At 67.4% G+C, this 15,952-nt stretch carries 15 protein-coding genes and 2 tRNA genes; 7 read left to right on the top strand and 10 right to left on the bottom strand.

Annotated elements, in window-relative coordinates:
* Positions 1-3: 3 nt before the first annotated feature.
* Entirely contained in the window at positions 4-657 is a 654-nt protein-coding gene (locus LG306_RS09605; protein WP_066551881.1) for a DUF2155 domain-containing protein, read from the bottom strand.
* Positions 654-1,046, bottom strand: a complete 393-nt coding sequence (locus tag LG306_RS09600) for an NADH:ubiquinone oxidoreductase subunit NDUFA12 (protein WP_404413987.1) — start codon at positions 1,044-1,046, stop codon at positions 654-656. Before LG306_RS09600 ends, LG306_RS09605 begins: the two co-directional genes overlap by 4 nt.
* 206 nt (positions 1,047-1,252) lie before the next feature.
* Between LG306_RS09600 and LG306_RS09595 the strand changes: the two genes are divergently transcribed.
* From LG306_RS09595 to LG306_RS09585, 3 genes are all read left to right on the top strand, one after another.
* Entirely contained in the window at positions 1,253-3,781 is a 2,529-nt protein-coding gene (locus tag LG306_RS09595) for a TSCPD domain-containing protein (protein ID WP_404413985.1), read from the top strand.
* A gap of 57 nt (positions 3,782-3,838) precedes the next feature.
* A complete protein-coding gene (locus tag LG306_RS09590; RefSeq protein WP_404413983.1) occupies positions 3,839-4,330 on the top strand; it encodes a pentapeptide repeat-containing protein in 492 nt (163 codons plus the stop codon).
* An 81-nt stretch (positions 4,331-4,411) separates the two neighbouring features.
* Positions 4,412-5,299, top strand: a complete 888-nt coding sequence (locus tag LG306_RS09585; protein WP_404413981.1) for a pentapeptide repeat-containing protein — start codon at positions 4,412-4,414, stop codon at positions 5,297-5,299.
* A 250-nt stretch (positions 5,300-5,549) separates the two neighbouring features.
* Here the strand turns inward: LG306_RS09585 and tuf are convergent, their stop codons facing one another.
* From tuf to LG306_RS09570, 3 genes are all read right to left on the bottom strand, one after another.
* Positions 5,550-6,740 carry an elongation factor Tu gene (tuf, locus tag LG306_RS09580; protein WP_017506879.1) on the bottom strand — a complete coding sequence of 397 codons (1,191 nt, stop codon included), beginning with the start codon at positions 6,738-6,740 and terminating at the stop codon, positions 5,550-5,552.
* A gap of 64 nt (positions 6,741-6,804) precedes the next feature.
* Positions 6,805-6,878 (bottom strand) — tRNA-Gly (locus LG306_RS09575).
* An 81-nt stretch (positions 6,879-6,959) separates the two neighbouring features.
* Positions 6,960-7,043 (bottom strand) — tRNA-Tyr (locus LG306_RS09570).
* Positions 7,044-7,192: 149 nt separating this feature from the next.
* Here LG306_RS09570 and rlmB point away from each other — a divergent pair.
* Genes rlmB through LG306_RS09555 form a run of 3 tightly spaced genes read left to right on the top strand, consistent with a single transcriptional unit; the run spans position 7,193 to position 9,250 of the window.
* Positions 7,193-8,077: a 23S rRNA (guanosine(2251)-2'-O)-methyltransferase RlmB gene (gene rlmB / locus LG306_RS09565; protein WP_404413979.1), complete on the top strand. Its 885-nt coding sequence runs from the start codon at positions 7,193-7,195 to the stop codon at positions 8,075-8,077.
* Between the two features lie 31 nt (positions 8,078-8,108).
* Positions 8,109-8,915: a TerC family protein gene (locus tag LG306_RS09560; RefSeq protein WP_055754934.1), complete on the top strand. Its 807-nt coding sequence runs from the start codon at positions 8,109-8,111 to the stop codon at positions 8,913-8,915.
* The gene (locus LG306_RS09555) at positions 8,912-9,250 is read left to right on the top strand and encodes a rhodanese-like domain-containing protein (protein ID WP_055808429.1); all 339 of its coding nucleotides are present in this window, start codon (positions 8,912-8,914) and stop codon (positions 9,248-9,250) included. Before LG306_RS09560 ends, LG306_RS09555 begins: the two co-directional genes overlap by 4 nt.
* On the opposite strand, the gene LG306_RS09550 is transcribed toward LG306_RS09555, so the two are convergent.
* Genes LG306_RS09550 through LG306_RS09535 form a run of 4 tightly spaced genes read right to left on the bottom strand, consistent with a single transcriptional unit; the run spans position 9,251 to position 13,548 of the window.
* Positions 9,251-9,964 (bottom strand): 2OG-Fe(II) oxygenase, encoded by a 714-nt coding sequence (locus LG306_RS09550; protein ID WP_404413976.1) that lies wholly within the window; start codon positions 9,962-9,964, stop codon positions 9,251-9,253. It abuts the gene before it with no gap.
* Positions 9,965-9,981: 17 nt separating this feature from the next.
* Positions 9,982-11,685: a methionine--tRNA ligase gene (metG, locus tag LG306_RS09545; protein WP_404413975.1), complete on the bottom strand. Its 1,704-nt coding sequence runs from the start codon at positions 11,683-11,685 to the stop codon at positions 9,982-9,984.
* 54 nt (positions 11,686-11,739) lie between these two features.
* Entirely contained in the window at positions 11,740-13,098 is a 1,359-nt protein-coding gene (locus LG306_RS09540) for an MATE family efflux transporter (protein ID WP_404413973.1), read from the bottom strand.
* 51 nt (positions 13,099-13,149) lie between these two features.
* Positions 13,150-13,548 carry a DUF1489 family protein gene (locus LG306_RS09535; protein WP_404413971.1) on the bottom strand — a complete coding sequence of 133 codons (399 nt, stop codon included), beginning with the start codon at positions 13,546-13,548 and terminating at the stop codon, positions 13,150-13,152.
* 104 nt (positions 13,549-13,652) lie between these two features.
* On the opposite strand from LG306_RS09535, the gene LG306_RS09530 reads away from it, so the two are divergent.
* Complete coding sequence (locus LG306_RS09530) at positions 13,653-13,943, top strand: antibiotic biosynthesis monooxygenase family protein (protein ID WP_404413969.1); 291 nt, start codon at positions 13,653-13,655, stop codon at positions 13,941-13,943.
* On the opposite strand, the gene LG306_RS09525 is transcribed toward LG306_RS09530, so the two are convergent.
* Positions 13,940-15,931: a biotin carboxylase N-terminal domain-containing protein gene (locus tag LG306_RS09525; RefSeq protein WP_404413967.1), complete on the bottom strand. Its 1,992-nt coding sequence runs from the start codon at positions 15,929-15,931 to the stop codon at positions 13,940-13,942. The two genes, LG306_RS09530 and LG306_RS09525, sit on opposite strands and share 4 nt — an antisense overlap.
* Positions 15,932-15,952 lie beyond the last annotated feature (21 nt).

Raw genomic sequence — 15,952 nt, 5'->3', positions numbered from 1 at the left:
AGCTCAGTTCTTGCAGCCTACGACCCAGGCGTCGTAATAGGGATTCTGGACCCCGCTGACGGCGGGCGACGAGGCGAACATCCAGCCGCGGAAAATCTGACGCCCCGCCTGACGACCGCGCGGCTGAAGCGAGACGTCCATATAGGCGATGGCGTCCTCGGTCAGTTCGTCCGGCGTCGTGACCTCGCAGGCGCGGGCGGCGAAGATCAGATTCTGGTTGAAGCGCACGGGGCGACCGCCGACCTCGACCTCGAACTTCATCGTCTCGGCGGTGACCTTGTCGATGGCCTGGATGATCGCGAACTTGCGACGCTGACGGCGCGCGGGCGTGGCGGGTTGATCGACGGCCTTCTCCGCGACCGGCTTTTCGGCCTTGACCTCTTCCTCGGCCTTTTCCTCGACGGCGGCGTCCTCGGCGATGACTACGGCCGGCGGCGGGGTCACCGCGACGGGCGCTCGAGGCGCGGGCGCGCCCGCGGGCGGCGTCTCAGTCGGGACCGAGGGCTGGGCCGGGGTGGTGCGCAGAATGTCGCCGATCGGATCCTGGACCGGACGTGCATCGCGCGGCGCGTCCTGAAGCACGCTGGCGGTCACCGCGCCGGCGCTCAGCACGGCCGCGACGGACGCCGCGCCCAACAGGATGCGGCGGATTTTCACTCGGGCGTCCAGGCCTGATAGTCGCCGGTCGCGGCCGGGCGCTTGGCGTCGCCGGCCAGCGAGCCGGGCGGACGCCAGGCCAAAGGCGTGCCGGTCAGATTAGGCAGATGCTCCTTCTCCCAGGCGCGACGCGGCAGCGGCTGCTCGGTCGGCGGCTGGTCGAAGGTGTAGTGCAGCCAGCCGTGCCAGTCGGGCGTCACCTTGGACGCCTCGGCATAGCCGTCATAGATGACCCAGCGACGCTTGCGGCCGTCGTAGCTGACGTTGTCGCGGCTCTCGTAATAGCGATTGCCGTTCTCGTCCTGGCCGACCAAGCGACCGCGCTTGGCGATGGTGAAGCGGGTGCCGATCGTGGCGCCCTCCCACCAGCCGAAAATCTTGCTCAACACGTCGTGGAATCCAACCATAAGGGGTCGCCGGAAAGGGAGGCGGCGTCTGGTTCGGATCATAGAAACCCGCGCCCTCTTCGTCCAGCGTTCAAGCGTCTGGCGGTGAATCGATATCTTGTGGGCAAACCCGCCATGCGACCCCAGATGTATTGGCTAAGTCGCGTGTGCATCCTAGGCTTCCCCGAACCTTTCGGAGAAACGCCGCCATGCGCTTTCAATCCGGCTTCGCCGCTCGCGCCGAACGAGTCGCGATGGAGACCCGCGCCATCGAGCGCCCCGCCGGCGTGCAGCAGGTCCTGACCCCCGCCGGCTGGTCCGACGTCAGGATCGAGGCCTGGCTGGACTGGGTCGAGGCGGAAGGGTTCGCCACACGCCTGTCCGGCGACTGGCTGAACGGCGGCGTCGACGCCTGGGCCGAGCGGCTGGCGGCGACGGGCGTGGCCGAGGGCGTGTTCGACCGGGCCGAGGCCGCCACGTTCGTCGAGGAGCTGTCGGGCGCCTTCAGGCTGGGCCTGGCGGCGCCGGCGGCGTCTGGCCCTGCGGCCACGGGCGTCGTCGATCTGAACGACCCCGGCGCGGCGGCGCGGTTGAAGGCGCACGCCGGACGGCGCGCGGTCGCGCGTCTGGGGGCCCAGGCGGCCGACGCTTTGGCCGAGGCGCTGGCGGGCGTGGCCGATGCGGTGGATCGCTGCGAAGGTCCGCGCGGCGACTGCGGCGACCCCTCGCGCAATCCGGCCCTGGGCCGGGCGGCGGCCCTGGCGCGGCGGTGCGGCGCGAGCGACGCCGATATTCTGCGAGCGATCGACGGCGAACGACCCGCGATGGCCTTGGAGCCGATGGTCGAAGGCGCGCCTCTGGTCGCCCTAGCGGACCGGACCCAGATTGCGGCGGGCGCGCCCGAAGCCTTGCTGGCGGCCGAGGCGGCGCTGGACGGCGGTCTGATCGTCGCCTTCGACCCGCGCGATGCGGAGACCGCGACGGCGCAGACCGCGCGGGCTTTGATCGACCTAAGCGCCGTCCTGGCGCTGGACGGAGACCGAGCGACCAATCTGGCGGATCTGACCCGCCTGCTGACTGTCGCGTTGGACCTTCAGTCCGCCCGACCCGGTCCCATCGCATTGGGACTGGACGGTCTGCTGGACGCGCTTGCCGCCAGCGACGACCGCATGGATCAGGCGCAGACGCTAGCGGGCCTGGTCGCGGCGGCGGCGGCGAAGACCTCGGCCGAGCTGGCGACCCTGCGCGGTCCCTGCCCCGACTGGGAAGACCCGGAGACGCCGCGTCGCCATTCGGCCATCGGCCTGTTCGTCGAAGATGTGGAGGCGCGGCTGCGGCTGGGCCTGGGCCGCGTCGCGGCGATCGACGTGTTCCAGACGGCGGACGGCGAGATCGGTCGCCGGCTGCACCCCGCGCTCGCCAAGGCCATCTCTGCCGCCGGCGGCGATGTTGAGGCGGCGGAACGGTGGACGTTCGGTCGCCGCACCCTGGTCGAGGCGCCAGGCATCGACCACGCCGCCTTGCGTGCGCTGGGCTTCACCGACATCGAACTGGCCGCCATCGAGACCGCCCTGGGCTGGGCCGAGGATTTCGACACGGTCTTCGCCGCCCCCGTCTTGGACCCCGGCTTCATCCGCGACGTCCTGGGCGTGGAAGACGGCGATGGTCTGCTGCTGACCCTGCTGGGCGTGTCGGAAGAGGCGGAGACGGCGGCGACGCGCTGGGTCTTCGGTCATGGCGATCTGCGCGACTGGCCCGAGGCGCCGGGCAGCGTCGCCGCCCTGCTGGCCGATCCGGCGGCGGCGGCGGCCGAGCTGCGGCGCGCCGTCGAGCCGTTCAGCGACATGCCGGACCTCGCGATCGAGCAGATGGACTGGCGCACGACCTCCACCCAGACCGCGCGCCTGTTGAGCCAGGGGGCCCTGGACGGCCGTCGCGCCCTTCGCCTGTCGCGCGCCGCGCCGCCCGCCGGCCCGCTGCTGTCCCTGCCGCCGCTCGACGCCGTCCGCCCTGAACCTGCCCGCGAAGCGCCCCGCCCGGCTCCGACGGAACGGGTCGTCGAACGCGTGGTCGAGCGCGAACGCGCGCGCCGCAAACTGCCCGACCGGCGCAAGGGCTATATCCAGAAGGCCGCCGTCGGGGGCCACAAGGTTTATATTCACACCGGCGAATACGAAGACGGCGAACTGGGTGAGATCTTCATCGACATGCACAAGGAAGGCGCCGCCTTCCGCAGCCTGATGAACAACTTCGCCATCGCCATCTCGATCGGCCTGCAATACGGCGTGCCGCTGGACGAGTTCGTGGACGCCTTCGTCTTCACCCGGTTCGAGCCGGCCGGCCGCGTCACCGGCAACGATTCGATCAAGTCGGCGACCTCGATTCTGGACTACATCTTCCGCGAACTGGGCGTCTCCTATCTGGACCGCGTCGAGCTGGCCAATGCCGGGACCGACGACCTGAACGCGGATGGACTGGGGGACGGCAAACCCGACGCCAACGCGGCCGTGCCCGCCGCCCGCTTCATCTCAAAAGGGTTCGCGCGCGGTTCCGCGCCCGACAATCTGGTCGTCCTGCCCTTCGGCAAGAAAGGCGAGCCGGAAGCCCGCGCCGCCGCCAACAGCGAGGCCGTCGCCTGCCCCGCCTGCGGCGATTTCAGCCTGCAGCAACACGGCGCCGCCTGGGTCTGCGACACCTGCGGGGCGGCCCCTGCGCTTCAGGGCGGCGATCAGGGCTAGGTTAAGGGTTATGGCCTAGGGTTTGCTGACAGACGATCGAACGTCGGAGCCCGGTCCATGAAACGCACACTTTCCCTCGGCCTGATCGCCGCACTGCTGGCCGTCGCCGCGCCCGCCCTGGCCCAGAACGCGGGTCAGATCGCCAGCGTTCGACGCGGCGCCTCCTGCGCCGGTTGCAATCTTTTTCAGGGCGACTTTTCGGGGCTGGAGGCGCGGGGCATGAACCTGGCCGGCTCACGCCTGCGTCAGGCGGACCTGAGCCTCAGCGTCATGAACCGCACGCGCTTCTCCAACGCCGACATGCGCGACGTCGAGGCCTATGGCGGCGTCTTCTCCGGCTCCAACTTCTCGCGCGCCAACCTGACCAACGCCAGCTTCGTCGGCGCCTATCTGGAGGGCGCAAGCTTCTCGGGCGCGACCCTGTCGGGGACCAATCTGTCGGGCGCCCAGCTGGCGCGGGCCACCGGCCTGACCCAGGCCCAACTGAACCGGGCCTGCGGCGACGGCTCCACCGTCCTGCCTCGGGGCTTGCGCATTCCGGCCTGCTGAGCGGCGCCGACCTTGCCTCGATTTCATGAAGTTACCTCGATTTAAGTAGGTGTCGCCGGGCTTTCGAGGCATTCAGAGTGCGTGAAACAGATCGCTGAACATATCCGGGTCCGCCCCACCTTGGCCCTGCTGACGCTGGGACTGGCGCTCGCCGCCTCCCCCGCCTTCGCCGGGGTCGAGATGTCGATGCAGGACCGCGACGTCGCCCGTTCGGTATCGCTGGGCGGATCGTGCAACCGCTGCGAACTGTCCGGCCGCAATCTGTCAGGCGCCACCTTCACCGGCGCCAGCTTCATGAACGCCACCTTGGTGGGCGCCAATCTGCGCGGCGCCGAAATGATGGGCTCCAACTTCACCGGTAGTGATTTCAGCCGCGCCAACATGGGCGGGGTCGAGATTGTCGGCGCCAACTTCACCTCCGCCAACTTCACCGGGGCCCAGATCAACGGCGCCGAGGCGCAAGGATCGTCCTTCGTTCGCGCCAACCTGACCCGCGCCAACCTTTCGGGCAGCGAGATGCACGGGGTCAACTTCACCGGCGCCACCCTGGCCGGAGCCAACTTCTCCAACTCGGAGCTGTTCGGCGCCACACTGGCCAATGTCCGGGCGTCCGGCGCGAACTTCGCCAGCGCCGAGGTCACGGCCTCGAACCTTTCGGGCGGCGATTTCTCCAACGCGGACTTTTCGAACGCCAGCCTGGATGGGGCGCGATTGACCGGCGGCAGCTTCTCGCGCGCCGACTTCTCCAACGCCTCGCTGCATCGAACCGACATTCGCGGCGCCGACCTGTCTGGCGCGCGAGGCCTGACGCAGGACCAGATCAGCGAGGCCTGCGGCGACGGCTCCACCCGCCTGCCCGGCCGCCTGACGCCCCAGGCCTGCCGCAGCAGCTCCATCCGCGTCATCCGCACCGCGCCCACGCCGCCGGTCCCACCTCGCGTGCGCAACCTGGTCAACGCCGAACACTAAGGCCGGCCGCGTCGGACACGTCGCTCGGGGATTCTCCGATATCTCAGGCCTGACCGCCCTCCGAGAGCACAGGCCTTGGCCTGTGGCGCACCCCGATCCAATTCGCCCCCCCACGGACGCCTCTGGCGATCTGCGGATTGCCCCCCAGCAAAACGGCCCCCGGATTGCTCCGGGGGCCGCTCTGTTACGCGACTTTGGCTTTCGGCCTATGCGCGCCTCGTGGAGGCGCGCGGCTTGAGGCCGTTTTAGCTTAGGCGATGATCTTGGCCACGACGCCGGCGCCGACGGTGCGGCCGCCTTCACGGATGGCGAAACGCAGGCCCTGGTCCATCGCGATCGGGGTGATCAGCTCGACGTTCAGCTCGGCGTTGTCGCCCGGCATGATCATCTCGACGCCTTCCTTCAGCTGAACGATGCCGGTCACGTCCGTCGTGCGGAAGTAGAACTGCGGGCGATAGTTCGTGAAGAACGGGGTGTGACGACCGCCTTCTTCCTTGGTCAGGATGTAGGCTTCGGCCAGGAACTTGGTGTGCGGAGTGATGGAGCCCGGCTTGCACAGCACCTGGCCGCGCTCGACGTCTTCACGCTTGGTGCCGCGCAGCAGCACGCCGACGTTGTCGCCCGCTTGACCTTGGTCCAGCAGCTTGCGGAACATTTCCACGCCCGTGCAGGTCGTCTTCTGGACCGGACGGATGCCGACGATCTCGACTTCCTCACCGACCTTGATGATGCCCTTCTCGACGCGGCCCGTGACCACGGTGCCGCGGCCCGAGATCGAGAACACGTCTTCGACCGGCATCAGGAACGGCAGGTCGACCGGACGCTCCGGCTGCGGGATGTAGGCGTCGACCGTTTCCATCAGGGCCAGAACGCGCTGTTCGCCGATTTCCGGGTTCACGCCGTCGGTCGCGGCCTTGGCCGAACCCTTGGTGATCGGAATGTCGTCGCCGGGGAACTGGTAGCTGCTCAGCAGCTCGCGCACTTCCATCTCGACCAGCTCGAGCAGCTCTTCGTCGTCGACCAGGTCGACCTTGTTCATGAAGACCACCAGGGCCGGCACGCCGACCTGACGGGCCAGCAGGATGTGCTCGCGGGTCTGCGGCATCGGGCCGTCAGCGGCCGACACCACCAGGATCGCGCCGTCCATCTGCGCGGCGCCGGTGATCATGTTCTTCACATAGTCGGCGTGGCCGGGGCAGTCGACGTGGGCGTAGTGACGGTTGGCCGTCTCATATTCCACGTGCGCGGTGTTGATCGTGATGCCGCGCGCCTTCTCTTCCGGCGCAGCGTCGATGTCGGCGTAGTTCATCGCCTTCGCGCCGCCGGCCTTCGCCAGCGTCATCGTGATCGCAGCCGTCAACGTCGTCTTGCCGTGGTCAACGTGACCAATCGTGCCGATGTTGCAGTGCGGCTTCGTCCGTTCGAACTTTTCCTTGGCCATGGCCAAACTCCTGATGGCCCGGGTCCGTCAGCGGAGGGGCGCGATGCTGATCTTTTTAAAAACCTGGAGCGGGTAGACGGGATCGAACCGACATCCTCAGCTTGGAAGGCTGCTGCACTACCATTGTGCTATACCCGCGCGGAGACTGCGGAAGTTCTTTCGGAACGCCGCAGCCGGTTCCTCTCCGTCGTCCTGATCCGTCGTATCCGTCAAGGCGCGTGGTGGGGGAAGAAGGACTCGAACCTTCGAAGCTTACGCAGGGGATTTACAGTCCCCCCCCTTTGCCGCTCGGGACATTCCCCCAGCACGCCTTGTCGAACCGTCGGACCCCTCGTTTCCGCCCATAAAGAAGCGGGACGAAACAAAAGCCTTCGGCTTGTCGCCTCCTCTAGGATAGAGGGGGCGCCCAGACCCGAAAGCCCTTGGGGCTCCAAATCGGAGGGCGTCTTATAGTGTCGTCGAAATCAGAACGCAACGACCGTAAAAGCGGTAAAAAGCCGGTCTTCGGAAACCGTCCCGACGGCCATCGCGACAAGGGCCAAAAGCCCGCTGCGCAAGGGTTTGGCCGACGCGAGGAAACCTCTCGTCAGCCCCGTTCGCCCGATCGGGGCAAGTCGGACGCCGATAATTTTCTGTGGGGCCGCCACCCGGTTCTGGCCGCTCTGGCGAATCCCGCCCGTCGCGGCATGGGTCGTCTGCTGGCCACAGCCGAGCGCGCCGCCGAGATCGAGAACAACGCTCTGGCACACGGCCACAAGATCGAGGTGGTCGAAATCCAGGCCCTGACCCGGATGCTGCCCCCCGGCGCCGTGCATCAGGGGCTGGCCTTCAAGGTCCAACCGCTGGAAGGCGTGTCGCTGGAAGAGCTGGCCGAGCCGGCTGAGGGCGTCATCGTCATGCTGGATCAGCTGACCGACCCCCAGAACGTGGGCGCCATCTTCCGTTCGGCCCTGGCCTTCGGCGCGCGGGGAATCATCGTTCAGGACCGGCATGCCCCGGCCCTCGCCGGCGCCCTGGCCAAGGCGGCCGTCGGCGCCACCGAGCGCCTGCCCCATGCGCGCGTCACGAATCTGTCCCGTGCGCTGGAGCGTCTGGCCGATCTGGGCTGGCGCGCCGTCGGCCTGGACGGAACGGGCGAACAGACGCTGGAAGAAGCGCTCGATCATCAGCCGACCGTTCTGGTCATGGGGTCCGAAGGCGACGGCATCCGTCGTCTGGTCGCCGAACACTGCGACGTCCTGGCCAAAATCCCCATGCCGGGCGGATTCGAGAGCCTGAACGTCTCCAATGCGGCGGCGGTCGCGCTTTATGAAGCGGCGCGCGCGCAACGTGGCTGACAGAAGGCCGCACCGAGGCTAAGGAGCGGAAATGGAATTCCTCTCGTCTCCCGAACTCGCCAGCCAGGCCACGGCCCTGGGCCAGGTCCTGCTGATGGATCTGGTCCTGGCCGGCGATAACGCCGTCGCCGTGGGCCTGGCCGCCGCCGCCCTGCCCCAGGACCAGCGCAAGAAGGCCATTCTGATCGGCCTGGCCGCCGCCGTCGTCATGCGAATCGGCTTTGCGCTTATCACCGTGCAACTGCTGGCTCTGGTCGGCCTGCTGCTGGCCGGCGGCCTGCTGCTGCTGTGGGTGTGCTGGAAGATGTGGCGCGAACTGCGCGAGCAGGCGACTCACGACCAGGCCGAGGCCGAAAAGGAACTCGAACTGGCCATGAGCATCGAGCACGGCTCTGGTCCGTCGCCCGAGGAACTGGGCCTGAAGCGCAAGAGCTTCGGCGCCGCCCTGCTTCAGATCATGGTCGCCGACATCACCATGTCGCTGGACAATGTGCTGGCCGTCGCCGGCGCCGCGCACGAACACCCCTGGATCATGGTCTTCGGCCTGGTCCTGTCGATCGCCCTGATGGGCGTCGCCGCCACCTATATCGCCAAGCTTCTGCACCGCTTCAGCTGGATCGGCTACATCGGTCTGGTCGTCGTCCTTTATGTCGCCCTGCACATGATCTGGGACGGCGCCCGTCAAGTGGTGGTTCGCACCGGCCATATGGACGAGTTCAACGCCTCGGCCCCTGCCTTCCTTGAGATCGGTCCCGAGGAAGCGGCCAAACACCTTGGCCAGAAGCGCACCGAGGACAGCCCGACGCCGGCGCCCGCCGAACCGACGGTCGCGCCATGACCGTCGCCACGGTCACCGTCGAAGAGGCCGCCGCCTGGCTGCAGGCGGGCGAAGCGGTGCTGATCGATGTGCGCGAGCCGGACGAGTTCGCCGCCGCCCGCATCGACGGCGCGATCCTGGCCCCGCTCAGCCAGATGCCGGCCGCTTGGGAGGCGCTGGACCTTCCGGCCGACAAGAAGATCATCGTCCAATGCCTGAAGGGCGGCCGCAGCCACCAGGTCTGCGCCTTCGTCGGGCCGACCGGTCCCGAGGGCCAGCCGCTGTTCAACCTGACCGGCGGCATCCAGGCCTGGAATGCGGCGGGGCTTCCGGTCGTGTTCGCCGAGCAGGACTGATCAGCGACCGCGCAGCCAGCCGGTGACCGAAATCCGGTCCGCCGCCGCCGACAGGGCGACCTGCGTCACCGAATGGGGCGTCGGCACCTTCAGCAGGTTCAGGGTGTTGAAACGCGGCGTAAACGCCTCCGCCACATTGCCATCGGCGCCATGGAAGGCCAGCAGGCCGCCCCACTCGATCCGCCAGGCCGGCGTCAGGTTCAGCACATAGGCGAAGAAGCGATTCTTGCCCTCGGCGTGATCGTCATGCTCGGTCAGAAAATGGCCGGCGCGATAACGGGTCAGTTGCGCATCGGCCAAGGCGAGCCGCGGCTCGCCTGTCACGTCCCGCATCAAGCCCAGGAAGGCCTCGCCGTTCAGGAAAGCCAACAGATCGGACCACACCGGCGCCGCCTGCCCCGCCTGGACCAGATCGTAGATCGGGTGATTGTCGTACAGATACTGGAAGTCGGTCTGGGCCGAGACCTGCACCGCCTGACCCAACGCCTGTTTCTGATCCGGCGTCAGGGAAGCCAGCCAGGCGGCGGGCAGATCGACATGACCCGTCCCGCGTCGCGTCACGGCGTTGTAGTCGACGCGTGTCGCCGCGTCGTAGAGCGCCCGCGCGTCGGTGGGGGCCAAGACGCCGTCGATCTGCGCCCGCCCCGTGCGCGCCAACCGCTCACGAATGGCAGCGCGCGCTTCGTCGGTCAGGGACGTCAGGGTCGGCGTCATCGCTTATCCCCTTCGGATCAGGCGTCCGCGCCGCCGAAGCGTTCGGACCACTCCGCGACCTGGGCGTCCTCGATCTTGGCGAACAAGACGCCCTGAGCTTCCACCTTGCCGCCCACAGGCAGACGGTTCAGCAAATCCTCGTCGGCGCCAGGCCAGCTCAAGTCGTCCACCCCAACCGACGCCGCGATCCTGGGCGCGGTGAAGGGCAGGATCGGCGCGGCCAGACGCGCGAACAGGGCGACCAGATTCAGACCCGTGCGCACCCCGACCGCCGCGCGGTCGCGATCGGTCTTCAGCGCCGTCCAGGGCGCCGCGACCTGCAAATACTCGTTGCCCAACACCCAGGCGGCGCGGATGGCGACGGCGGCCTTTCTGAACTCCATCGCCTCCAGCTGTTCGGTCGCCTCGGCGACGGCGGCCTTGATGTCGGCCTCCAGCTGGATTTCGACCGGTCCCGCCTCGCCGCCCTCGGGCACCACGCCGTCGAACTTGGATTCCGCGAACTTGACGATGCGGTTGACGAAATTGCCCAGCACATCGGCCAGGTCCTTGTTGGTCGAGGCCTGGAAGTCCTCCCAGGTGAAGGCTGAATCCGCGTGCTCCGGCCCATAGGCCGTCAGGCGCCAGCGCCAGTAGTCGGCCGGCAGCAGTTCCAGCGCCTGATCCATAAAGACGCCGCGCTTCTGGCTGGTGGAGAACTTGCCCCCGTACCAGTTCAGCCAGTTGAACGCCTTCAGCTGATCCACCGTCTTCCACGGCTCGCCCGAGCCGATGATGGTCGCGGGGAAGCTGACGGTGTGGAAGGCGACGTTGTCCTTGCCCATGAACTGGACATAGCGAACGTCCTCTGCCCCCTCGTCCAGACGCCACCAGTCACGCCACGACCCGCCCGTCGCCTCGGCCCATTCCTCGGTCGCGGCGACGTATTCGATGGGGGCGTCGAACCAGACGTAGAAGACCTTGTCCTCCATTCCGGGACGCGGGAAGCCGTCCTTGGTCACCGGCACGCCCCAGGCCAGGTCGCGGGTGATGCCCCGGTCGATCAGTCCCTCGTCCAGATGTTTGTAGGCGATGGACTTGGCCAGTTGTTGCCAGCCCGTCTTGCCGTCGACCCAGGCGCGGATTTCCGGCTCGATCTTGGTCTGAAGCAGATAGAGGTGACGCGTATCGCGCACCTCCAGGTTCTTGGAGCCCGACACCGACGAATAGGGATCGATCAGGTCGGTCGGATCCAGCAGGCGTCCGCAGTTGTCGCACTGGTCGCCGCGCGCGCCGACATGGCCGCAGTGCGGGCACGTCCCCTCGACATAGCGGTCGGGGAGGAAGCGGGCGTCGTCGATCGAATAGATCATCCGGTCGACCCGTTCCTCGATCAGGCCGTTCTTCTCCAGCGCCTCGGCGAAATACTGGGTCAGCCGATGGTTCTGCGGGTTCGACGACCGGCCGAACCAGTCGTAGCTGAGCCCGAACGCCTGACCGGCGGCCTTCTGGATTTCGTGCTGCTCGTCGCAATAGGTTCGCACTTCCTGGCCAGCGGCGGCGGCGGCCAGCTCGGCCGGGGTGCCGTGCTCGTCGGTGGCGCAGATATAGAGGACCTCATGACCCTGAGCCCGCTTGAACCGCGCCCAGACGTCGGCCGGCAACATCGAGCCCGCCAGATTCCCCAGGTGCTTGATGCCGTTGATGTAGGGCAGCGCCGAGGTGATGAGGATGCGGGCCATGATCGTCCAGGTGTTCGGGGAAGCGCAGGGATATAGAGCGGCGGCGCGGTTTCCTCAAACGCCTTGCGGCAGACGGCGCGCAATACGGATGAAACGCCCGGTCAGCAGGGTCGAGGACGCCAGGCTGGCGATCACCACCGCCCAGACCAGGCCGTTGACGCCCATCTGGTGCGCCAGAATCCAACCCAGCGGCATCATCACCGCCCCATAGGCGGCGAAATGCATGATGGTGGGCCACCAGACGTCGCCCGCCGCACGGTTGGCCTGGGCCGCCACGACCTGAATGCCGTCCGCGACGAAAAACAGCGTCGCCAGCACCAGGGCCGGCGCGGCGATGGCCAGCAGGGCCGGATCGCGATTGTAGGCGCCGACGATCAGATGGGCGCTGGGCCAGACTAGCAGGGCGACGACCAGCGTCAGGGCCGTCACGACGCCCAGCCCGACCAAGCCGGCGCGCATCACCCCTCGCCCGTCGCCCGCGCCATAGCTGCGGCCCACCAGCACCGCCGTCGCCGACGACAGACCCATGGGCAGCATGAAGACGATGGCCGAGACGTTCAGCACCACCGCCCAGGCCGCCGTCTCCGCCGCGCCGATCTGGCCGGCGAAGAAGGTGAAGCCCGAAAAGGCCCCGACCTCGATGAAATAGGAGGCCCCGGCGCCCATGCCGACCTTGACCTGTTCGCGCGCGGCCTCGGGATCGCGCTCGGGCTTGTCGAAGATACCCAGCGCCCGCGCCTCGGGCAGGCGCAGGATGTAGATCACCAGAAAGATCGCCAGCGCCGCCCGCGCCCCGAACGTCGCCCAGGCCGAGGCGAAGGCGCCGTTAAATCCAAAGCCCAGCAGGTCCGGCACCAGCACGATGTTCAGCACCAGATTGACCCCGTTCGCCACCCACATGGCGACCATGCCGGGCTTGGGCCGACCCAGGGCCTCCAGGAAGAATTGCCCCGTCACCGAGATCAGATAAAAGGGCATGGACAGGGCGAAGACGATCAGCGCCGGCCCGGCGCCCTCCGCCAGACCATCCTCCAGCCCCAGCTTGCCCAATCCCCACGGGCCGATGGCGATCAGGGCGATCATCGACACCACGCCGATCTGCAACGAATAGGTCAGCCCGCGACGCAGCACCGAGCCAACCGCGTGCCGACGCCCCTCGCCCAGCATCCGCGCCGTCATCACCTGCACGCCCAGCATCAGGCCGACCGCCGTCGTCACCACGATCGAGGTCGGCGCCCAGGCCAGGGAGTGAAACGCCAGCTCCTTGCTCGAGAAATTGCCCACCACGATGGCGTCGGCCAGCCCCATCGTCATGATGCCGATGCGCGCCAGGATCACCGGCCATGCCAGGTTCAGCAGGTCGCGGAAGGCGGTACGGGTCTGGGGGCTGAGCGCGATCATCGGACGCGGCACAGGCCACGCCGACCCGTCGGGGTCAACTCCCAAAAACTTTAGGGGTTTGGCCTACCAGGCGCCCAGTTCGCGAAGCTGACGCACCAGTTCTTCCGGAGCCTCGCCGGCGTCGAGGTCGGTCAGATCGACCGGCGCATCCTTGGGCTCGAAATAGCGCCAGCCTTGGAAGGGGCGCCGGGCCATGGGCGCGGTGCGGATGACCTTGGGTTCGAGCGTGATCTCACATCGGCTCTGCTTGCCCTCGCCCAGCGTCGCGATGTCCAGCACCGGCTGGCGACAGACGATCGTCCCCTTCACGACCCAGTACAATGATCCGCCATCTTCGATCTCGGTCGCACGTTTCGGCGTCATGCGCGTGTGGACCACCAGCGGTCCGCCCTTGGCGGCGCGGGCCTCCAGCCATTCGACGTCCGGCACCCCGACGCCGAGTTTGATCATGTGAAGCGGCATGGCGCTCACGTAGTGACAGTTACTCGCATTAGCCAGATTCTTAATCCTTAGGTCGCTAAGCAAGACAGCGCGCTCTCTTCTCCCCGGCGCCGCCAGAGACCAGTATGTACGGATTGATTACCCGCCTTTCGGCCCATCCCGGTCGCCGCGACGAGTTGGGACTGTGCCTGCTTGACCCCAATCTCAGGCGCCCAGGCTGTCACAGCTATGTGGTGGCGCATGATTCGAAAGACGCCGACGCTCTGTGGGTCACCGAGGTGTGGATGAGCAAGGCGACGCACGAGGCCTGGTCGGCCAGCATCCGCGAGACAGGCGTCATGCGACCCGCCCTGGCGCTGATCGCCACCTTCGGCGACACTGTCTTCACCCGCCCCATCGGCGGCGTGGGGCTTTAGTCCGCCTTCACCACCGCCAGCACGGCCGCCTCGACGACCTGATCGCCTATAGACGCGACGCTTTCGACGACCCCGTCGAAGGGCGCGGTCAGGGCGTGTTCCATCTTCATGGCTTCCAGCACCACGACCGGCTGGCCTTTCGTCACAGCATCCCCGGCCTTGACCGGCGTCGCCACGATCTTGCCCGGCATGGGCGCGCGCAGCGAGCCGTCGGAAGAAAATCCGTCACCCGATCCGCGCACATTGCTGGCTTTTGTGACGGGCCAAGCGTCACCCTGCTCGAAGATGACGCCCTCGACGCCTGACAACGCTCCGGCGTAACCGAAACTTACGCCGTCACCGACGACGATCCGGTTTTCATCGGCGCGGCTGACAACCGTTCTGCCATCAGCCTCGATCTTCCAGCTGAAATCTGCGCTACCGTTGGTCAGAATCGAGCCCTCGATTCTCTCGCCATTTATCTGCGCCTGAAACAGCGCACGAGAAGGTCCATTAAGGCGGAAACCAACAGCCGCGCTATCGGAATCCGACGACCAAGGCGACAGATATTCGCCCCACTGCGGCGACAAATCGTAACGGTCCGCAATCAGATTCAGCGCGGCGATCCGGGCATTCGATGACGGCCCATCCCCTAGCAACGCCGCCTCCTCCGCCGCGATGAAGCCCGTATCCACGTCACCCGCGACGAAGCGCGGGTGCTCGAGGCAGCGTTTCAAGAAGCCGGCGTTGGCCTTCACCGGCCAGACCTCGACCTCGCCCGCCGCCTCTGCCAGCCGCGCCGCCGCCGCCTCACGCGTGTCCTCATGCACGATCAGCTTGGCGATCATCGGATCATAGAACTGGCTGACCTCGCCGCCCTGCTCCACGCCGGTGTCGACGCGGATGCCGTCCGGCATGACGAAATGCTCCAGCTTGCCGATGGAAGGCAGGAATCCGTTGGCCGGATCCTCGGCATACAGCCGCGCCTCCATGGCCCAGCCGTTCAGCTGGATCTGATCCTGCTTCAGAGGGATCGGCTCGCCCGCCGCGACGCGGAACTGCCATTCGACCAGATCGACGCTCGTCACGCTCTCGGTCACGGGATGCTCGACTTGCAGCCGGGTGTTCATCTCCATGAACCAGACGCCGTCCGCCTTCAGCCCGTCCGAGGCGTCTGCGATGAACTCGATCGTGCCGGCCCCGACGTAATTGACCGCCCGGGCCGCCTTGATCGCGGCGCCAGTCACGGCGGCGCGCACAGCCTCGCTCATGCCCGGCGCGGGCGCCTCTTCGATCACCTTCTGGTGGCGGCGTTGCAGCGAACAGTCGCGTTCGTACAGGTGGACGACCTCGCCGTGCTTGTCGCCGAACACCTGAACCTCGATGTGGCGTGGGCGGGTGATATAGCGTTCGATCAGAACCCGGTCGTCGCTGAAGGCCGCCGCCCCTTCCCGCTTGGCGCTGGCCAGACCGGCGGCGAAATCGGCCGGATCATCGACCCGTTTCATCCCCTTGCCGCCGCCGCCCGCGACCGCCTTGATCAGCACCGGATAGCCGATGCGCGCCGCCTCGGCCGTCAGGGTTTCCTCCGACTGATCGGCGCCCTGATAGCCCGGCGTCACCGGCACGCCCGCCTGGATCATCAGCTCCTTGGCCGCGTCCTTCAGGCCCATGGCGCGAATCGAGGACGGGTCCGGCCCGATCCAGATCAGGCCCGCCGCCGCGACAGCCTCGGCGAAGTCGGCGTTCTCGCTCAGGAACCCATATCCGGGGTGGATCGCCTCGGCGCCGGTCGCCTTGGCCGCCGCCAGCACCTTGGCGCCGTCCAGATAGGATTCGCGCGCCGGCGCCGCACCGATCAGCACCGCCTCGTCAGCCTCGCGCACATGCAGGGCGTTTGCATCCGCCTCGGAATAGACGGCGATGGTGCGAATCCCCATCCGCTTGGCGGTGCGGAAGACACGGCAGGCGATTTCGCCGCGATTGGCGACAAGGACGGACTTGAACATGAAGCGGTCTTAGCCGGATCG

This window comes from Brevundimonas vesicularis (genome assembly GCF_044807075.1).
In the GTDB taxonomy this organism is placed as follows: Bacteria; Pseudomonadota; Alphaproteobacteria; order Caulobacterales; family Caulobacteraceae; genus Brevundimonas; species Brevundimonas vesicularis_G.
Note: the sequence above shows the minus strand (reverse complement) of the source record. Positions and strands in the feature narration are given on the sequence as shown.